18 protein-coding genes are annotated in these 18,097 nt (G+C 66.2%); 7 read left to right on the top strand and 11 right to left on the bottom strand.

Going from position 1 to position 18,097, the window contains the following annotated elements; all coding sequences use genetic code 11:
• The first annotated feature begins 28 nt into the window (after positions 1-28).
• From BGO47_RS02900 to BGO47_RS02890, 3 genes are read left to right on the top strand one after another with little or no spacing between them, the layout of a single operon-like run.
• Positions 29-1,423 (top strand): class II fumarate hydratase, encoded by a 1,395-nt coding sequence (locus BGO47_RS02900; RefSeq protein ID WP_292708392.1) that lies wholly within the window; start codon positions 29-31, stop codon positions 1,421-1,423.
• 46 nt (positions 1,424-1,469) lie between these two features.
• On the top strand, positions 1,470-2,567 hold the full coding sequence (locus BGO47_RS02895) for a HAMP domain-containing sensor histidine kinase (protein WP_292708390.1): 1,098 nt from the start codon (positions 1,470-1,472) through the stop codon (positions 2,565-2,567).
• Entirely contained in the window at positions 2,564-3,220 is a 657-nt protein-coding gene (locus tag BGO47_RS02890; RefSeq protein WP_292708388.1) for a response regulator transcription factor, read from the top strand. Before BGO47_RS02895 ends, BGO47_RS02890 begins: the two co-directional genes overlap by 4 nt.
• Positions 3,221-3,425: 205 nt before the next feature.
• On the opposite strand, the gene BGO47_RS02885 is transcribed toward BGO47_RS02890, so the two are convergent.
• The 3 genes from BGO47_RS02885 to BGO47_RS02875 form a co-directional block, all read right to left on the bottom strand.
• Positions 3,426-4,739, bottom strand: coding sequence for a PhoH family protein (locus BGO47_RS02885; RefSeq protein WP_292708668.1), 1,314 nt, complete (start codon positions 4,737-4,739; stop codon positions 3,426-3,428).
• Positions 4,740-4,978: 239 nt separating this feature from the next.
• Positions 4,979-6,103 (bottom strand): aminotransferase class V-fold PLP-dependent enzyme, encoded by a 1,125-nt coding sequence (locus BGO47_RS02880; protein ID WP_292708386.1) that lies wholly within the window; start codon positions 6,101-6,103, stop codon positions 4,979-4,981.
• Between the two features lie 51 nt (positions 6,104-6,154).
• Positions 6,155-6,943 carry an isoprenyl transferase gene (locus tag BGO47_RS02875; protein ID WP_292708384.1) on the bottom strand — a complete coding sequence of 263 codons (789 nt, stop codon included), beginning with the start codon at positions 6,941-6,943 and terminating at the stop codon, positions 6,155-6,157.
• 171 nt (positions 6,944-7,114) lie between these two features.
• Here BGO47_RS02875 and BGO47_RS02870 point away from each other — a divergent pair, with 171 nt between their 5' ends.
• On the top strand, positions 7,115-7,804 hold the full coding sequence (locus tag BGO47_RS02870) for a hemolysin III family protein (protein WP_292708666.1): 690 nt from the start codon (positions 7,115-7,117) through the stop codon (positions 7,802-7,804).
• Positions 7,805-7,831: 27 nt separating this feature from the next.
• Here the strand turns inward: BGO47_RS02870 and BGO47_RS02865 are convergent, their stop codons facing one another.
• On the bottom strand, positions 7,832-8,122 hold the full coding sequence (locus BGO47_RS02865) for a hypothetical protein (protein ID WP_292708382.1): 291 nt from the start codon (positions 8,120-8,122) through the stop codon (positions 7,832-7,834).
• A gap of 68 nt (positions 8,123-8,190) precedes the next feature.
• Between BGO47_RS02865 and BGO47_RS02860 the strand changes: the two genes are divergently transcribed.
• The gene (locus tag BGO47_RS02860; protein WP_292708380.1) at positions 8,191-8,610 is read left to right on the top strand and encodes a DUF4307 domain-containing protein; all 420 of its coding nucleotides are present in this window, start codon (positions 8,191-8,193) and stop codon (positions 8,608-8,610) included.
• A gap of 78 nt (positions 8,611-8,688) precedes the next feature.
• Entirely contained in the window at positions 8,689-9,180 is a 492-nt protein-coding gene (gene greA / locus BGO47_RS02855) for a transcription elongation factor GreA (RefSeq protein ID WP_292708378.1), read from the top strand.
• A 9-nt stretch (positions 9,181-9,189) separates the two neighbouring features.
• Here greA and ilvA read toward each other — a convergent pair whose 3' ends face one another.
• Both ilvA and BGO47_RS02845 read right to left on the bottom strand, forming a co-directional pair.
• A complete protein-coding gene (ilvA, locus tag BGO47_RS02850) occupies positions 9,190-10,416 on the bottom strand; it encodes a threonine ammonia-lyase (RefSeq protein WP_292708376.1) in 1,227 nt (408 codons plus the stop codon).
• Entirely contained in the window at positions 10,413-11,606 is a 1,194-nt protein-coding gene (locus BGO47_RS02845; protein WP_292708374.1) for an AI-2E family transporter, read from the bottom strand. Before BGO47_RS02845 ends, ilvA begins: the two co-directional genes overlap by 4 nt.
• A 62-nt stretch (positions 11,607-11,668) precedes the next feature.
• Here BGO47_RS02845 and BGO47_RS02840 point away from each other — a divergent pair, with 62 nt between their 5' ends.
• Positions 11,669-12,580 carry a hypothetical protein gene (locus tag BGO47_RS02840; protein ID WP_292708372.1) on the top strand — a complete coding sequence of 304 codons (912 nt, stop codon included), beginning with the start codon at positions 11,669-11,671 and terminating at the stop codon, positions 12,578-12,580.
• A 25-nt stretch (positions 12,581-12,605) separates the two neighbouring features.
• Here the strand turns inward: BGO47_RS02840 and BGO47_RS02835 are convergent, their stop codons facing one another.
• The 5 genes from BGO47_RS02835 to BGO47_RS02815 all read right to left on the bottom strand — a co-directional run bounded on the left by BGO47_RS02835 (position 12,606) and on the right by BGO47_RS02815 (position 17,652).
• Positions 12,606-13,499 (bottom strand): M48 family metalloprotease, encoded by an 894-nt coding sequence (locus BGO47_RS02835; RefSeq protein ID WP_292708370.1) that lies wholly within the window; start codon positions 13,497-13,499, stop codon positions 12,606-12,608.
• 17 nt (positions 13,500-13,516) lie between these two features.
• Entirely contained in the window at positions 13,517-14,086 is a 570-nt protein-coding gene (locus BGO47_RS02830) for a LemA family protein (protein WP_292708368.1), read from the bottom strand.
• 66 nt (positions 14,087-14,152) lie between these two features.
• Positions 14,153-15,466 (bottom strand): D-arabinono-1,4-lactone oxidase, encoded by a 1,314-nt coding sequence (locus tag BGO47_RS02825; RefSeq protein WP_292708367.1) that lies wholly within the window; start codon positions 15,464-15,466, stop codon positions 14,153-14,155.
• Complete coding sequence (locus BGO47_RS02820) at positions 15,463-16,692, bottom strand: alanine racemase (protein ID WP_292708365.1); 1,230 nt, start codon at positions 16,690-16,692, stop codon at positions 15,463-15,465. The genes BGO47_RS02825 and BGO47_RS02820 overlap by 4 nt, the downstream gene beginning before the upstream one ends.
• Positions 16,693-16,701: 9 nt before the next feature.
• Positions 16,702-17,652, bottom strand: coding sequence for a hypothetical protein (locus BGO47_RS02815; protein WP_292708363.1), 951 nt, complete (start codon positions 17,650-17,652; stop codon positions 16,702-16,704).
• Between the last annotated feature and the right edge of the window lie 445 nt (positions 17,653-18,097).

Genomic DNA, 18,097 nt, shown 5'->3' with positions numbered 1-18,097 from the left:
AATCCACCTGAAGCGAAGGAACGAGGACGTGACTGACATCGAGTACCGCATCGAACACGACACGATGGGCGAAGTGCGGGTGCCCAAGAACGCACTGTATGCCGCACAGACCCAGCGGGCAGTCGAGAACTTCCCGATCTCGGGCGATGCGCTCGACCCCGCGCAGATCGTGGCGCTGGCACGCATCAAGAAGGCCGCGGCGCTTGCCAACCGAGACCTCGGCACCCTGGACGCTCAGATCGCGGAAGCGATCGCAGCGGCGGCGGACAAGATCATCGGGGGGGCGCACGCCGACCAGTTCCCGATTGACGTGTACCAGACCGGCAGCGGAACGTCGTCGAACATGAACATGAACGAGGTCCTCGCTACCCTGGCGACGCGCAGCCTCGGCCAGACCGTGCACCCCAACGACCACGTGAACGCTTCGCAGTCATCGAACGACGTCTTTCCCACCTCGGTGCACGTCGCAGTGACCCAGGAGCTCATCGATGACCTCATTCCCGCGCTTGACCACCTGTCGGTTGCCCTCGAAGAGAAGGCAGAACTCTGGAAGAGCGTCGTGAAGTCCGGCAGGACTCACCTCATGGATGCCACTCCCGTGACCCTCGGCCAGGAGTTCGGCGGCTACGCGCGCCAGATCCGTCTCGGCATCGAGCGTGTTCAGGCTGTCATCCCCCACGTGGCCGAGGTGCCGCTGGGCGGCACCGCCGTCGGAACCGGAATCAACACTCCGCTTGGATTCCCGCAGAAGGTGCTCGAGATCCTGGTCGCCGAGACCGAGCTGCCGATTACCGAGGCCAAGGATCACTTCGAAGCCCAGGCGAACCGCGATGCGCTTGTGGAAGCATCGGGTGCGCTGCGGACGATCGCGGTGTCGCTCACGAAGATCAACAACGACCTGCGGTGGATGGGGTCGGGCCCGAACACAGGTCTCGCTGAACTGCGGATTCCCGACCTGCAGCCCGGCTCGTCGATCATGCCCGGCAAGGTGAACCCCGTCGTCCCCGAAGCGACCCTGATGGTGTGCGCGCGCATCATCGGCAACGACGCCACGATCGCCTGGGCAGGAGCCTCGGGCGCATTCGAGCTGAACGTCGCGATCCCTGTGATGGGAACGGCGCTGCTCGAATCGATCAGGCTGCTCTCGAACACGGTCCGGGTCCTGGCAGACAAGACGATCGCGGGTTTGGAAGCAAACGTCGAGCGCGCCTCAGCCTTTGCCGGCATGTCGCCGTCCATCGTGACGCCGTTGAACAAGCTGATCGGCTACGAGGCGGCGGCCAAGATCGCCAAGCACGCGGTCGCCGAAGGGATCACGATTCGGGAAGCCGTCGTTGCCCTGGGCTACATCGAGCGCGGCGAGCTGACCCTCGAGCAACTCGACGAGAAGCTCGACTTGCTCTCGATGACCCACCCAGGCTGAGTCGCCGTGGATGCGCCGGGCCGGTGCTCCGGGCGATAATCACCCCATGACACGGTCCCAGCGGCCGCGATCTGCTCGGCGCCGCATCGTCACGGGGGTGGCCCTGGCGTGCGCGGTCGCCCTTGCCCTCGTCGGGGGCGTCACGTTCACGGTGCAGGCAGCGGCGCTCTGGCGTGCCGGAACGCCGCTGGATGGCCTGCTGATTCCCATGATCGCCTTTGGCGTCGCATCCGTCTTCACCATTGCTCTCGTGGCCCTCGTCGGCTGGTTCGTCGCGGGCGCGGCACTGCGGTCGATCACGGAAGTCCGCGAAGCAGCTGACAGTATGACGGTCGCCGATCTCAGCCGCCGCCTGCCCTCCGATGGAGGCGAGGGCATCGCTGAGCTGTCGCAGACTGTCAACTCGATGCTCGACCGCCTCGAGGGTTCGGTTGACTCGCAGCGACAGCTGCTGGATGACGTGCGGCACGAGCTGAAGACACCGATCACCATCGTGCGCGGCCACCTCGAAATCATGAATGCTTCGGATCCGGCCGACGTCGAAGCCACCCGGGCGATCGGCATCGCTGAGCTCGATCGCCTCAACCGACTGGTAGAAGACATCGATCTGCTGGCAGCGGCAGAGACCGACACCTACGCGTCTGATGAGATCGATCTTGCCACTCTCAGCACACGGATGGCTGACATGGTTGCCGTCATTCCCGGACACGACTGGCGCGTCACCGATCGAGCGACGGGGCGGATGCTCGGCGACGGCGACCGCCTCCTTCAAGCGTGGTTGCAGCTGGCAGACAATGCCTCGAAGTACTCTCCCGACGCGAGCCCGATCGACATCGGCAGCGCAGCGGACCCTGCAGAAGTCCGTTTCTGGGTCCGCGACCACGGTCCCGGTGTACCGCCGGCAATGCGTCATCGCATCTTTCGTCGATTTGACCGAGCGGGACGACGCCGAAGTGTGGGAGGCTCGGGGTTGGGATTGGCAATCGTCGATGCCATCGCGAAAGGCCACGGTGGCCGTTGCGAGGTGACCGATACCCCCGGGGGTGGGGCAACGTTCACGATCCACGTGCCGCACACCAGCGGCGCGTCCTATCCGTCGCCGGTGCGCGCCGATGACGTGATCCATCAGGGGGGAAAGCGGTGACGAGGATCCTCATCGCAGAAGACGAGCCGCAGATCTCAGCGTTCGTGGAGCGGGGGCTGCGCGCAGCGGGCTACGACGTCGTTGTCGTCGACGACGGTCCACCTGCGCTCGACCTTCTTCGGGTCGGGGGGATCGACCTTGGCCTCCTCGATATCGGTCTGCCCACGGTGGACGGGCTCGAGGTGCTTCGGCAGATTCGTCGCGAGGGTCGCACGGTGCCCATCATCATGCTCACTGCCCGCACCAGCACCCGGGATACTGTCGAAGGCCTCGAGTCCGGGGCGAACGACTACATCCGGAAGCCGTTCACGTTCGAGGAACTTCTCGCGCGCGTGCGCTCTCGGCTGCGCGAGATGCCGACGGATGCCGGGACGACGATTGTCCACGGAGAGGTTTCGCTCGATCTCCTGTCGCGTCGGGCTCTGGTAGCAGGCCGCGAGGTGGAGCTGTCGGCGCGGGAGTTCGCCCTCGCCGAGCAGTTCCTCCGCAGCCCCGGGATGGTGCTGTCTCGCGAACAGCTCCTCAGCCGCGTCTGGGAGATGGACTTCGATCCCGGGTCGAACGTCGTCGACGTGTACGTGCGCTACCTACGCGGCAAGCTCGGCGCCCACCACATCGCGACGGTCCGCGGAGCCGGCTACCGCTGGGAGTAACGAGAATGCCCCCGGCGTCTGGGGTGTCGCCGGGGGCAGGGCCGGTTATTGGGGGGTCACCGACCGGAGGGTCTCGCGATCTGGGGGGCTCGCGGAACCCGTTGCACCCATGGTGACAGACACCGCCCCCCCGATGACCCTCCTCAGGATGAGACTCTTCTCATGGTTTCCTTGGCGTGCGCTCGGAGCGAGTTCGATACGACCGTCAGGAGAGCTCACCCGACTCCAGAAGGTCGGTGACCAGAGCCGCGATTGCCGAACGTTCCGACCGCACGAGGGTGACATGCCCGAACAGCGACTGACCCTTGAGCGTCTCGATGACCGAGGCGACACCGTCGTGGCGACCCACCCGCAGGTTGTCCCGCTGGCCGACATCGTGAGTGAGAACGACTCGCGAGTTCTGCCCGATGCGGCTGAGCACTGTCAGCAGCACGTTGCGTTCGAGTGACTGGGCCTCATCGACGATCACGAACGCGTCGTGAAGGGAGCGACCTCGGATGTGCGTCAACGGAAGGACCTCCAGGAGCCCCCGTTCGACGACCTCGTCGAGGACGTTTCCAGAGACCACGGATCCGAGGGTGTCGAACACCGCTTGGCCCCACGGATTCATCTTCTCGGCTTGGTCGCCGGGCAGGTAACCGAGCTCCTGACCGCCCACCGCGAACAGAGGACGAAAGACGATGATCTTGCGCTGCTGCTGCCGCTCGAGCACCGCCTCGAGCGCCGCGCACAAGGCAAGAGCAGACTTGCCCGTGCCGGCCCTGCCACCGAGGGACACGATACCGACCTCCGGATCGAGAAGGAGATCGATCGCGACGCGCTGCTCAGCCGAGCGACCATGCAGTCCGAACACCTCGCGGTCGCCACGCACGAGCCGGAAAGCGCCATCGCCCGTGACACGACCGAGGCCCGAGCCCCGCTCTGAGTGGATGATCAGGCCCGTGTTGACGGGAAGGCCCATCACCTGCTCGCTGGTACCGACCTCGCTCTCGTAGAGGTCGCTGAGTTCGTCGCCGGAGATGTCGATGGTGGCAATGCCCGTCCAGCCGGAGTCGACGGCCTGCTCGGCAAGGTACTCCTCGGCCGAGATGCCGAGGGACGCCGCCTTGACCCGCATCGGGAGGTCTTTCGAGACGACGGTGACCTCCTGGCCGTCGGATGCCAGGTTCATGGCCACGGCAAGGATGCGGCTGTCGTTGTCTCCCAACCGCATGCCCGAGGGCAGCGCATCGGGATTGGTGTTGTTCAGCTCGACGCGCAGCGTCCCACCGGCGCCGACAGGAACCGGGAAGTCAAGTCGCCCGTGCTCGACCCGCAACTCATCGAGATGACGCAGCGCCTGCCGCGCGAAGTAGCCGATCTCTGGGTCGTGCCGCTTACCTTCGAGTTCGGTGATGACCACCACCGGGACCACGACGTTGTGCTCCGCGAATCGGAAGAACGCGCGCGGATCGCTCAGCAGCACCGATGTGTCGAGCACGTAGGTGCGCAGTGTCTGATCCTGCTCGGCATGCTCGATCCGGTCATCCTGGTGAACCCGGTCCTGTGCCTGTGCTGCCCGTGTGGTCACAACCCACTCCCGCCCCGGGTGGTAATTCCCGGTACCCAGCGAGTCGACCAGGGGTCACGAGTCGCGGTCCTGACGGCCGACCCGGTCGGGCGCCTTGCCCGACGAGTTGAACGTACGACGGGGATCGGGCGCCGTTGGCATCGACACGCTGTCGGTCCCGTTACGTCGAGGTAAATTCCTCGCGGGTTTTACCAGGCGCGCGACGCCACGTAGGCCGAGAGAGTGGCGGCGAACAGTGCCAGCGATTCGTCGTCGGTACCGGCGTGGGCCGAGACACGGATCGTGCCGCCGCGAGGGGTGATCGTGACTCCCGCGTTCGCAAGGGCGGCAGCGAGAGGCGCCGCATCCTGCGGTTCGGGAGCCAAGGTCACGATTCCCGCGCGACGCTCGGACTCTCGCGGGGTGATCACGGAGACGGCGTTCTCGTCGGCGATCTCTATCACCCGCGTTGCCCGCGCCTCGACGGCTGCGGCGATCGTCGCCACACCGACCTCGTGAATCTCATGGAGTGCGCTACCCAGCCGGGCAGCCGCGAGCGAGTCGGCCTTTGAGACGATGAAGGCGCGTGCATCGCGTGACGGCTCGGGGACCTCATCCACAGGCAGTCCATCGGCGACCCCGGCGTAGCCCGAGAGCACGGGGGTCAGCCGATCGACGGCGCGCGGGCTGTAGGCGGCGACCCCGGTGCCCCGTCCGGCGCGCAGCCACTTGTATCCGTTCGCGCAGACGACATCGGCGGCACCGTAATCGGCGTCCACGATCCCGAGCCCCTGGATCGCGTCGACGATGAGCAGGCGATCCCCGATCACGTCGCGGAGGGCGCTGAGGTCGACGCGATAGCCGGTGCGAAAGTCCACGAGGCTCACGGCGATCGCCGTGACCTCATCGGTGAGGGCGTCGCGGACGGCATCCGGAGTCATGAACCCGTTCTCGGGATCGAGCCACCCCGCTCGCATCGTGCCGAGCGCCGCCTCGGCGCGCGCAGCCGCGATCGTCAGAGCCGGATACTCGGCACGCGAGAGCAGGAGCGTGCCCCTGAGGCCATAGATCGCCTGCTGCAGGCCGTGGCTCGTCGAGGGCTGGATGACGATCTGCTCCGCCGGCACGCCCAACACGGATGCCGCATGATCACGCGACTGGTCGACGTGCTCATTGACGAGGTCGACGCTCGAACGGCGCCCCGTTCCCAGCAGCTCGGCATCCGCGTGAACTTCGCTGCGAACATTGGGAGAGAGCGGACCGAACGCCGCCCAGTCGAGGTAGCCGGGCTCGGAATCGAAGGACTCGATATACGTTGTGATGTCACCCGTCACGGTCACATTGTGGCACGTTGCCGGAGGGTCGTGGGCGAGCGCTGGGGGCACTCAGCCGCCGAAGCGACGCTCCCGACTCGCATAGTTGCGCAGGGCGCGAAGAAAGTCCACCTCACGAATGTCAGGCCCGAGAGCCTCCATGAAGTAGAACTCGCTGTGCGCGCTCTGCCAAAGCAGGAAGTCGCTGAGCCGTTGCTCTCCGGAGGTTCGGATGACGAGGTCGGGATCGGCCTGCCCCCCGGTGTAGAGGTGCTCACCGATCTGCTCGGGCGTGAGGCTCGCCGCAAGCTCCTCAAGGGACCCGCCGTCCCGATCGTGGGCGGCGATGATGCTACGGACGGCATCCACGATCTCGGAACGCCCCCCGTAACCGACCGCGAGATTCACGTGGAGGCCGGGGTTTCCCGCTGTCCGGTCCTCCGCGGCACGCAGCACGCTGGTGAGCTCAGGGGGAAGGAGCTCGGCCCTGCCCACGTGCTTGACCCGCCAGTCGCGAACCCGCGAGATCTCCTCGGCAAGCTCGGCGATGATCTGCAGCAGATCGTTGAGCTCGGCGGCATCGCGCTTGCGGACATTGTCGGTCGAGAGCAGGTAGAGCGAGACGACTTTGACTCCGAGGTCATCGCACCACTCCAGAAATTCGCGCATCTTCGCTGCACCCGCTCGATGGCCGTGTGCGGCGGTCTCGTAGCCGAGCTGACGCGCCCACCGACGGTTGCCGTCGATCATCATCGCGATGTGATGCGGCATGTTCTCCGGCGTCAGTTCGCGGCGGAGGCGAGCTGTGTAGAGCCGATACAGCGGGCCTTTGCCACGCGCTGTTCCGACTCCCGATGCCACACGGCCACGTTACTCCTGCCCTCGGCCCTCGCATGGCGAGCGATCACGAGGAGATGCGTACCCCCGCGGGAATACTCGGGCCCGTAGGCTCGCAGGGTGACCCCGTCTGGCGTGAACCATCCGACCGATCGCCCGGCCCCCGAGTGGGACGAGTCCGTCGACGGCGCTGAGATGCCGCGACTGCCGCTGATCGAAGAGGCCGCGTCCGTCACTCCCGAGGAATTGAAGCCCTCGTGGCGCGGCTGGATCCACGCCGCCACCTTCCCGATCGCCATCGCTGCCGGTATCGTCCTGATCGCCCTGTCCCAGGGCGCAGCGGCGAAGTGGTCAGCAGCAGTGTTCATGCTGACGTCACTGCTGCTGTTCGGGAACTCCGCCCTGTACCACCGGTTCCGGTGGAAGCCGAAGACCCGCGCGGTGCTCAAGCGCATCGATCACGCGAACATCCTGCTGCTCATCGCTGGCACGTACACCCCGATCGCGGTCCTCGCCCTACCGACAAGTCAGTCGGTCATCCTGCTTTCCCTCGTCTGGGGCGGGGCGATTCTCGGCATCCTGTTCCGCGTGTTCTGGATAGACGCTCCGCGCTGGCTGTACGTGGCGCTCTACCTGGTGCTCGGCTGGGCCGCGGTCATGTACATCGTGCCGCTGTTCCAGGCCAACGCCGCCATGATGGTGCTTGTCGCGGTGGGCGGAATCCTCTACACACTCGGGGCTGTCGTGTACGCGCTCAAGCGCCCGAACCCGTGGCCCGGCCACTTCGGATTCCACGAAATCTTCCACGTGTTCACCGTGCTCGCGTTCCTGTGCCACTGGACGGCGTGCCTGCTCATCGGACTCAGCCCCGCCTATCACGGCTAGGACTACCCCAGCGAGGACCCCGCACGGCTAAGACCGCTCGGGAGCTCCGTGCTCGGGCGCCTCACCGTCAGTGTCGCCAGTCGCTGAATCCGGGTCCGCGCCGGCTTCCGCTCGAGCCTCGGCATCCAGTTCTTCGCGGATGTCGGCACGCACGCGGCCGCGACGGATCCGGCGCATCATGTCGGTGATGAGCAGGATGACGACGACCGCCAACAGTGCGATGACCAGAAAGCCCCACGGGCCCGGAGTGACAAGGTCGGGGTTGACCGTCTCGGACGGGCTTGGAACAGGGGTAGCGGCCCCCATCAGAATGCGCATCATGTCTCGTTTCGGCTGGCCAGCGTCTAGCCTGGAGTTCCAGCCTAACGACTCACGAGACACCCCCGATGACGACCGCACCTCCCACTTCTGACGACGCGATCCGAGCGAAGCTCGACGATCGGTACGGACGCCGACGCGCACGTGCACCGCGGTGGGTGGTCATCCTCGGGATCGTGGTCGCGGTTGCGATAATCGGCTGGTTCGGCTGGATGACGGTGGCGAACTCACTCGAGAGCGTGGATGCCGACGCAACCGGGTTCACCGTGGTCGACGACCGCACCGTGAGCCTGAGTTTCCAGATCACGGCGCCACTGGACCGAGAGGTCGCGTGCATCCTCGAGGCGCAGGACGAAGAGCACGGAATCGTGGGTTGGCGGGTACTGGTGATTCCCCCGTCGAGCGAGCACACGCGTGCGTTCGCCGAGACGATCCCGACAACAGCGGCGGCGACGACGGGTTTGATCAACTCCTGCTGGGTGACGTAATCTAGCGGGACGAATTCCACGACGCCCTGGCGCTGCCGGGGCGTCTTGCCATATCGGCGCCGACGAAAGGAGACGCTCGTGTCCAGCGATGCCCCGGTGACCTTCCTGACCCAGGAGGCGTTCGACCGCCTCCACGCCGAGCTCGAGCATCTGTCAACCGTCGGCCGTGAAGAGATCGCCAAGCGCATCGAGATTGCACGCGAAGAGGGCGACCTGAAGGAAAACGGCGGTTACCACGCCGCCAAGGACGAGCAGGGCAAGCAGGAGGCTCGGATCCGCACGCTCCAGGCCCTGTTGAAGAACGCCACAGTGGGCGTCGCCCCCGAGAGCACGGGTGTCGTCGAGCCGGGCACGGTCGTGACCGCTGTCGTCGCCGGTGGCGAAGAGGTTTTCCTTCTCGGTAACCGCGAGATCGGTGCCGGGTCAGAGCTCGATGTCTACAGCGAGGCCTCGCCGCTCGGTTCTGCCATTCTGGGTCTGAAGGAAGGCGACAAGACGTCGTACACCGCACCCAACGGGCGGGAGATCGCGGTCGAGATCGTCAAGGTCGAGACCTACGGCGGACAGTAGGTCGCCGCGTCAATCCGCGTCGACGTGGACGGCGAACCCGGCGTTCTCGAGCGTCGCGATGACGTGCGCCCTGTGTTCCTCGCCGCGCGTCTCGACGCTCAACTGCAGGATCACCTCACTGATCTGAAGGCCCTGCCCGTGACGGGTGTGCAGGACTTCGATGACGTTGGCGCCCGCAAGCGCAAGCAGTTCTGAGACCCGGGCCAGTTGTCCAGGGCGATCAGGCAACGGGATGCGCATCGTCATGTAGCGACCGGATGCCGACAGTCCGTGTGCGACGACGCGTTGCAGCAGCAGCGGGTCGATGTTGCCACCGGACAGCACGCAGGCGGTCGGTCCCTGCGCCGTGACCTTGCCGGCGAGGATGGCGGCGACGCCAACGGCGCCCGCCGGCTCCACGACTTGTTTCGCGCGTTCGAGCAACACGAGCAGCGCCCGCGCGATGTCGTCCTCGGACACCGTGACGACCTCATCCACCAGCTGGCTGATGATCTCGAAGGGCAGATCCCCCGGCCGCGCGACCGCGATTCCATCGGCGATCGTGGCTCGGGTGGCAACCTCCATCGGGCGACCGGCCGCAAGCGAGACCGGATAGGCAGCAGAGTTCTCGGCCTGCACACCGATGACGCGCACCGTGCGGCCGACTGCCGCAGCGCGGGCCTTCACCGCGGCGGCGACACCCGACAGCAATCCCCCGCCGCCGATCCCGATGATGACGGTGTCAAGGTCGGGCATGTCGTCCATCAGTTCCAGACCGAGGGTTCCCTGCCCGGTGATGATGTCCGAGTGGTCGAAGGGGTGGATCAGCACGGCGCCGGTGCGCTCCGCGAACTCCGCCGCGAGGCGAAGCGGGGTCTCGACGGTGGCACCCTCGAGGATGACGTCAGCGCCATAGCCGCGAGTGGCGAGGAGTTTGGGGACGGGCACCCCGAGCGGCATGAAGATCGTCGCCGGGATTCCGAGCTCACGGGCGGCAAGCGCAACCCCCTGGGCGTGGTTGCCCGCCGATGCAGCAACGACGCCGCGCGCCCGCTCATCCTCGGTCAGCCTCGACAGCCGATACGCGGCACCGCGGATCTTGAAGGAGCCGGTCCGCTGGAGGTTTTCGAGCTTGAGTGCGACAGGGACGCCGAGGAGGTCGGTCAAGTGCAGAGACTCGTCCATCGGGGTGCGCCGGATGACTCCCGAAAGAGTTGCTGCAGCATCCTCGATCTCGGCCAGGGTGGGGATGCTCACTTGCTGATTCTCCTCGGGCGGGGAACTGTCGACCAAATCAGGTCGGGGGCGTCGAGTTTCGCGCCCGTCTCCCAGGCACGGTCACCGAGGTAGACCGCCACGACGTTGACGAACGCGGCAAGGGGCACGGCGAAGAGGGCTCCCGGGATGCCGGCTATCAGCGCGCCACCGGCGACCACCAGGACGACGGCGAGCGGATGCACCTTGACGGCGGATCCCATGAGGAGCGGCTGGAGAACGTGGCCCTCCAGCTGCTGGACGCCGAGCACGACCACCAGCATCCACAGCGCGATCCAGGGTCCGTTGTAGACGAGGGCCAAGAAAACGGCGAGCGCGCCGGTGACGACTGCACCGACGATGGGGATGAAGGAACCAAGGAACACGAGCACCGCGATGGGAATCGCGAGCGGAACGCCGAGCAGGAAAGCCCCCAAACCGATTCCGATCGCGTCGATCGTCGCGACGAGCAACTGGGTCCGCGCATAGTTGGCGACGGTCACCCAACCGGCACGGCCTGCCCCATCGACAGCGGGCCGCGCAGCGCGCGGGAACAGCCGGGTGGTCCAGCGCCAGATCCCTGCCCCGTCGGCGAGGAGCGTAAGGAGGATGAAGATCGTCAGCAGCGCGCCCGTTGCGACGTGGCCGACGGTGGTGCCGATCGCCAGCGCACCCGACCACAGGAGCTCGGCCTGCTGTTGGATGAAGGTCCAGGCCTGCGCGAGCAGGTCGTCGATCTGGGTCGCGGTCAGGTGGAGCGGACCGTCGATCAGATACTGCCGGAACTGCTGGACTGCCTCGATCGTACGCAACTGTACCGACGACCACTCCCGCGTGATCTGCCAGATCGCAAGCCACAACAAGCCGGTGACGACGGCTGCCGTGCCGAGGACGGTGATGGCGATGGCGAGCCATCGCGGGAAGCGCAGGCGCAGCATCCCGGAGAACGCGGGCCACACGAGCGCTGTGATCAGAATCGCGATCAGCAACGGGATGACCAGCAACTTGAGCTGGATGACGAGCCAGATCCCGACACCGATCGCCGCGGCGATGACCAAGAAGCGCCATGCGTACGCGACGGCGAGCTGGAAGCCCGAGGGGATGCCGCGCGGTTGCTGCACCGTGACAACCCGGCGCCGGTCCCGGATCGCGTCGAAGAACGACCCCGTGGGCTTGTCGTCGGACGTGCTCATCCGTTCAGTCTAGAACTGGCACATGCCGCGAACCGGATGTGCTGGGGCGCTACCGTGGGGGTGTGAAACGTGGCCCCTTGATCGCTGTCATTGCGGCGGGAGTCGTGCTTCTTGCAGTCGCCGGCGCCGTGCTGTGGCTTCTCCAACGCCCGCCGGGACCCCAAGCAGTCGCCGAGGCTTACCTCGGTGCGCTGGCTGGCGGCGACGCCGACGCGGCGCTGGATCGCGTCGCCTCCGACAGCCTCGATACCTCGATGATCGAAGCAGCGTTCGCAGGGGCTACCGCCACGATCGCGGATGCCACGGTTACAGACGTCATCGAGGATGGCGAGACTGCTACAGCGTCGATCGCCTACACCCTTGATTCGGTCTCCGGCTCCGGCGAGCTGATGCTTCAGCAGACTCCGACCGGGTGGAAAGTCTCCCCAGACGGGCTCGGCACGCTGACGATCACCTCGACACTCGGTGACGCCGCCGCGATCGGCACAGGGGTCTTCGCGGTGGACGAGCCAGTCATGCTCCTGCCCGCCCTCTACGATGTTCTCCCCGCGCCCGTCGGTATCCTGACCGGAGCGGCGACAGTGGCCGTAGCACCCGGCTCGGCCGCGACAGCAGCACTGCAACCGGCGCTTTCCGGCACCGCGCTCGAGGCGGCGTCCACGCAGGTGCAGACGTACCTTGATGCCTGCACAGCTCCGGCCGCTGTGGTGCCCGAGGACTGCGGCATCCGGGTGCCGTGGGCCGCCGACCTCGCAACGCTGAGCTCGGTGGCGTTCCGCGTCGAGACGGCGCCGACGCTCGCGTTCGCCGAGGACCTGTCGAGCTTTGCCGCCACTGGCGGCGTCCTCGTCGCAACGGCGTCCGGCACGACCCGGGACGGATCGGCGGGGACGTTCACCTATCGCACCGACGATTGGTCGCTGCGCGGCGGCGTGGCCTTCACCGGCAACCAACTCGTTCTGTCGGTCGACTGACCGACAGAAGCTGCCAGCGGCGATCTCAGAACTGGCCGCCCATCGTGTGAAGGCGTTCGATGCGGTCCGGAATCGGGGGGTGCGTGGCGAACAGGCGCGACATGCCTTTGGCGCTGAGTGGATTCGCGAACCACAGATGGGCCATCGACGTGTTCTCACGGCTGAGCGGTCGAGCGTGCTCCTCGAGCTTGGCCAGCGCCGAGGCGAGGCCGTCTGGGTCACGGGTCGTGAGCGCGCCGGTTGCATCGGCGAGGTATTCGCGTTGACGCGAGATCGCGGCCTGGACCGCACCGGCGAGAAGTGGTGCGACGATCGCTGCCACGACACCGAAGATGAGGAAGAACAGCTGCGCTTGGCTGTTGTTGCCCCCTGAGCGGCGCAGGCCGCCGAAGAACGCCATCCGCATCAGGATGTCGGCCAGCAGCCCCACCGCCACGACGAGGCCGAACACGATGAGCGATACCCGGATGTCGTAGTTACGGATGTGGCCGAGCTCGTGCGACAGCACACCCTCGAGTTCCCGGTCGGTCATGATCTCGAACAGGCCCGTTGTCACGGTGATCGCAGCCTGTTCGGGCTTGCGGCCGGTGGCGAAGGCGTTCGGGGCGGCATCCTCGACAACGTACAGGCGCGGCATCGGGGTGCCGGTCGTGATGCACAGGTTCTCGACGAGCCGGTAGTAGCGCGGCGCCTCTTCGCGGGACACCTCGGTGGCGCCGGCGAGGGCGAGGGCCTCACGGTCGGCCGCGAAGTACTGGATGGTGGCGTACCCGACGGCGAAGATCAGCACGAAAGCGGTGACCCACCAGTTGTTGCCCATGAGCCATCCGGCCAGCAGCCCGATGGCCCCGAGGCCCAGGACGAACAGAACGAGGATGAACCACGTATTGCGCTTGTTCCGCGCGATGGCGCTGTACATGCGACCTCAGGGGTCGATCAGAACTGGATGCGAGGCGGCTCGGAGATCGCTGCCCCGTCCACGACCTCGAAGAACTCACGCTCGGTGAACCCGAGGTTCTTCGCGAAGAGGTTGTTCGGGAAGACCTTGATCTTGGTGTTCAACTCGCGAACGCCACCGTTGTAGAAGCGGCGGGATGCCTGGATCTTGTCTTCAGTGTCGACCAGCGCCTGCTGCAACTGCAGGAAGTTCGTGCTGGCCTGGAGCTGAGGGTAGGCCTCGGCAACGGCAAAGAGCGACTTCAGCGCTTGCTGCACGTGCCCCTCGGCAACTCCCGCCTCTGCCGGTCCGGATGCTGAAAGTGTCTCGGCTCGCGCCTGCGTCACGTTCTCGAAAACCGCACGCTCATGGGCCGCATAGCCCTTGACGGTTTCGATCAGCCCAGGGATGAGGTCGGCTCGACGCTTGAGCTGGACGGTGATGTCGCTCCAGGCCTCGTCGACGCGCACATTGAGCTGCACGAGCGAGTTGTACGTCGCCCACAGATAGATACCGACGATGACGATGAGCGCCACGACGATCAGAACCGGGATCAGCCACTCCCACATGGCCCCCATCCTAGGGGACTCGCCTGCCCACTGACTGTGAGTGCGTCGGGTGGCGCAGCGGTTGGATCAGGCGCCGAGGACCCGCTCCAGGTACGTGTTCTGGAAAGCGCGGCGCGGGTCGAGCCGGTCACGCAGCGCGACGAAATCGTCGAAGCGGGGGTAGCGCTCACGCAGCAGGTCGGCATCCAACGTATGCATCTTGCCCCAGTGGGGCCTGCCGCCATGCTCGAGCATGATCTGCTCGACGGCAGTGAAATACTCGGTCGGGTCTTCTCGCCAATACCGGTGCACGGCAATGTAGCCGGAATCGCGGTCGTACGCGGTTGAGAGCCACCGATCGTCGGCAGCGGCGAAACGCACTTCCACCGGGAAGGAGATCCGCCATCCGCGAGCGCGAATGAGCGCCCGCATCTCGTCGAATGCCGGACGCACGGCGGCGGCTGGCAGCGCGTACTCCATCTCGCGGAAGCGGACCGTGCGACTCTGGGTGAAGACGCGGTTGGACCGGTCCGTGTAGTCGCGGTTGCCGGTGAGCTTGACTGCGAGCCGAGAGAACGGCGGCACGACGCCCGGCACCTGCGCTCCAACGGCACACACCGCCCGGTACACACCGTTCGCGAGCAGTGTCTCATCGACCCACTTCCCCACCGTCGGCAGGGGCTTGCGGACAGCGGATTCGGGCAGACGCGTGTTCGACTTCGTCAGCGCGACATCCGTGTGCGGGAACCAGTAGTACTCGAAGTGGTCGGTACTCGCGACTCGGTCATCGAGGGTATCCAGGACGTCCACCAGGGGCTCCGGGCGCTCGGTTGCTTCGAGAACGAAGGCAGGGACGCATTGGACGGTGACGTCGACCAGGATGCCCAGGGCGCCGAGCCCGAGGGCGACGGCCGGAAGGAGGTCGGCGTTCTCGGTGTCACTGACACGCAGGATGTCTCCGGTTCCCGTGACGAGGGTCGCGCCGACGATCTGGGTGGAGATCCCACCGAAGGCAGCACCCGTCCCGTGCGTTCCGGTCGAGATGGCACCGGCTATCGTCTGCCGGTCAATGTCTCCGAGGTTCTGCATCGCCAGGCCGTGGCGCGCGAGGATCCCCGGGATCTGGTGCAACCGCGTTCCGGCGCGCAGCGTCACGCGACGCCGTTCGTGGTCGACGGACATGAGGCCCGAGAGATCGGTGAGATCGAGCAGGACGTCGGGCGCGATAGCGATTCCCGTGAAGCTGTGCCCGGCGCCCACCGCCTTGATGCGTCGGCCGCGGGTGATTGCCGCCTTTACCGAGCGCTGCACGGCATCCGCGGATGCCGGGAACTCGACGCTCTGCGGCCGCACTCGTGCCGAGCGTCCCCAGTTCTGCCATGTACCGCCGGGTCGTGTCACAGGAACGCCTTCCCTTCGCCGCGATACGTCGGTGCTTCGCCGACGACGGTGTCGTCATCCAGGAGCAGATAGCGCTCGACCCGCTCGGCGAGCTCCCCGCTCTTGGCGTGCCGGAACCACACCCGATCTCCGACGTTCAAGCTTCGAGCCGCTTCACCCTGCAGCGGGGTCTGCACCTCCCCGGCTCCTTCGCGAGAAAGTGTGCGAAGACCCTGCGGCCACACGGGCTTCGGCTGGCGCGACGCGACGGGCGGGCCTGACGCGATCCATCCGCCGCCGAGCACCGTTGCGATGTCGGGAGTCGGCTTGCGCACCACCTCGAGCGAGAAGGCTGCCGCTGGTTGGGGCGCGAAGACGCGGTATCCGTCGAACAGGTGACCGGCGAACAGGCCGCTTCCCGCCGTCACTTCCGTAACAGCCTGGTCGGATGCCGTGAACTCCAGTGATCCGGTTCCACCGCCGTTGACGAACTCGAGGGGGGCGATCGGGCGCAGCGCTGCGACGATCGCCTCGCGCCGCTCCAGAAGCTCAGCGGAGGAACGCTGCTGCATCCATCGGATGAGTCCGTCGCCGGATCCCGTGGCATCCCCCTGGCCGGCGATCTGCGCCTCGTACATCATGAGCCCGACGAGCCGGAAACCGTCGCGCCTGGTGATTGCCCGCGCGAGGCTCGCCACCTCCCCCGGCTCGTGCACGGGCGAGCGGCGCACGCCGATGTGACCGAGCGCGGGGGCGCGCCAGGACGCGTCGGCGTCGATCGCGAGACGGATCGCGGGTCGCGCGCGCGGCGGCACGACGGCATCGACAACGTCGAGCTGGGCGAGATCGTCGACCATGAGGGTGACGCGCGTGCATGCCTCCTCGCTCTGGGCGAGGGCGAGGATCGCCGCGCGGTCAACGGTCGGATATCCGAGAACGACGTCGTCATGAGTTTCGGCGAGCCAGAGCGCTTCGGGCAGCGTGAAAGCGAGAATCCCGGCATAGCCGGGGAGCGCGAGGGTCGCGTCGATGGCTTCCCGCACACGAATGGACTTGCTCGCGACGCGGATCGGGACGCCCGCCGCGCGCACCGCCATGTCGAGCGCGTTGTGCCGGAGGGCCCCGAGGTGCAGGGTCGCCACGGGGCCGGAAACGTCGGCTATCGCATCCGTTTGTCTGCGCCAATAGGTGGCGGCGTCAGGAGCCGGTTGTTTCGCATCCGCCAGGGACTGAGCAAGCGACACCATGACGGCACTCTACTCGGGCAGCGGCGCACCCTCTGAAAGTGATCGACTGCTCCCACCCTGATCGCCTGGAGCCGATTGCGTGACAAAGCTGGGCGCTCGAAAGTATCGGTGCAGAGCGCGCACATCTCCTAGCGCGACATAGTCGACGACATCCCCTACTCGACGCACAAGCTCGGCGACCTCAGGAAGCTTGTACTCCGCGTACCCGACATCGAAGAGAAGCTCTACCTCGACTTCAGCTTTACCCGGCGAAGTCGATTCAAGGACGGGGTGGCCTACGTCAAAGGAGCTTGCGACAATCCGCCTTGTTCCGCGCGAGAAAACGTTGGACCCTGGTCGCAGCGCCAGCCGCAGGTCGCCTTCGTCAACGCGGCCTTCAACTGCGAATCCACCGAAGTCGACGTCGCCGACGACCGCGACACGCACATCTCGCAACCACACGTGCTTGTCTTTATTGTTCGCCCAGTGAAGTCCTCTGAGCCCGTGATACTGATTTCGAAACGGCTGCGTGACGTAGTAGCGATTAAGCACCCATCCGGGCAGCATGAGGTGTCGCTCCGCCCAGGCAGTCCAGAGTTCCTCGCTCGTGGTGATTGGGAACGCCGTTCTGGCGGGGAGTTTCGCTCCGGCAGAGACCCGCGACGCTAGAAGCGTATGCACGTTATCCAGGCTGCTCCGCGCTAAGTAGCCGATCTCGCCAAAGAGCGTGGACCACTGATCATGCGGGAACGAGCGTGACATCTCAATGACGTGATCAAGCGTGGATCGCGACTCGGCGGAGGGCTCAAGCCCAACACCGAATGTGGTGCTGGCTTTCCACTGGGAGACAGCCATCTCTAGCGATCGCGCCTCCTTCATCGCTCTGGCGAGCTTGTGGCGCACACCGCTGAGGTCGGACTCGATGACTGGTTGGTCGGCCGCGCGACCGAAGGAACCGGCGGCACCAGGGCCAGAAGTCATGACCGAAGCGTAACGGAGCGGCAGCGTTGCTCCGCCCGGCGCCCGAGGAAGAGACCGGTTCGCTACCGACGGGGTCGCATGCATCAGCGCGGTACCGAGCGCCAGGTGCTGAGCCCGTCGTCGCTCGCGGAGCGAGTCATCCCGAGCATTGTGGCGCGCGGCCGAACGTCCTCGACTGAGTAATGGAGCTTATGCTGCGTTGGGGTAGAACGTGGGGAGGTGCCGTTCCGGTTTCACGACATACCGGCGCCCGTGTGGGGATACCCATTCCAGTGACCCGTCATCGAGGTGGGTGATGATCCACCCGCCGTGGTGTCTCACCGTGTGGTGGCCTTGGCACAACGGTGGGGGGTGTCAGATGGTCTGTGTGAGTGGGGTTCACCTCGAAGGAGAACATCATGGAGACCATGGCTATCAGTCCGGAGCGCGAGGAGCGCAGGCGTCG

Origin of the sequence: Microbacterium sp. 67-17 (assembly GCF_001898325.1) — a bacterium.
Lineage (GTDB): Bacteria > Actinomycetota > Actinomycetes > Actinomycetales > Microbacteriaceae > Microbacterium > Microbacterium schleiferi.
The sequence above is the reverse complement of the archived record's forward strand: the minus strand, read 5'-3'. Positions and strand labels throughout refer to the sequence as shown.

Excerpts from the sequence above, each read along its gene's own strand:
- BGO47_RS02895 (WP_292708390.1), top strand. The coding sequence starts at position 1,470 with ATGACACGGTCCCAGCGGCCGCGATCTGCTCGGCGCCGCATCGTCACG.
- BGO47_RS02870 (WP_292708666.1), top strand. The coding sequence starts at position 7,115 with ATGCCGCGACTGCCGCTGATCGAAGAGGCCGCGTCCGTCACTCCCGAG.
- BGO47_RS02865 (WP_292708382.1), bottom strand. The coding sequence starts at position 8,122 with ATGCGCATTCTGATGGGGGCCGCTACCCCTGTTCCAAGCCCGTCCGAG.
- BGO47_RS02860 (WP_292708380.1), top strand. The coding sequence starts at position 8,191 with ATGACGACCGCACCTCCCACTTCTGACGACGCGATCCGAGCGAAGCTC.
- BGO47_RS02845 (WP_292708374.1), bottom strand. The coding sequence starts at position 11,606 with ATGAGCACGTCCGACGACAAGCCCACGGGGTCGTTCTTCGACGCGATC.
- BGO47_RS02835 (WP_292708370.1), bottom strand. The coding sequence starts at position 13,499 with ATGTACAGCGCCATCGCGCGGAACAAGCGCAATACGTGGTTCATCCTC.
- BGO47_RS02830 (WP_292708368.1), bottom strand. The coding sequence starts at position 14,086 with ATGTGGGAGTGGCTGATCCCGGTTCTGATCGTCGTGGCGCTCATCGTC.
- BGO47_RS02820 (WP_292708365.1), bottom strand. The coding sequence starts at position 16,692 with ATGGTGTCGCTTGCTCAGTCCCTGGCGGATGCGAAACAACCGGCTCCT.
- BGO47_RS02815 (WP_292708363.1), bottom strand. The coding sequence starts at position 17,652 with ATGACTTCTGGCCCTGGTGCCGCCGGTTCCTTCGGTCGCGCGGCCGAC.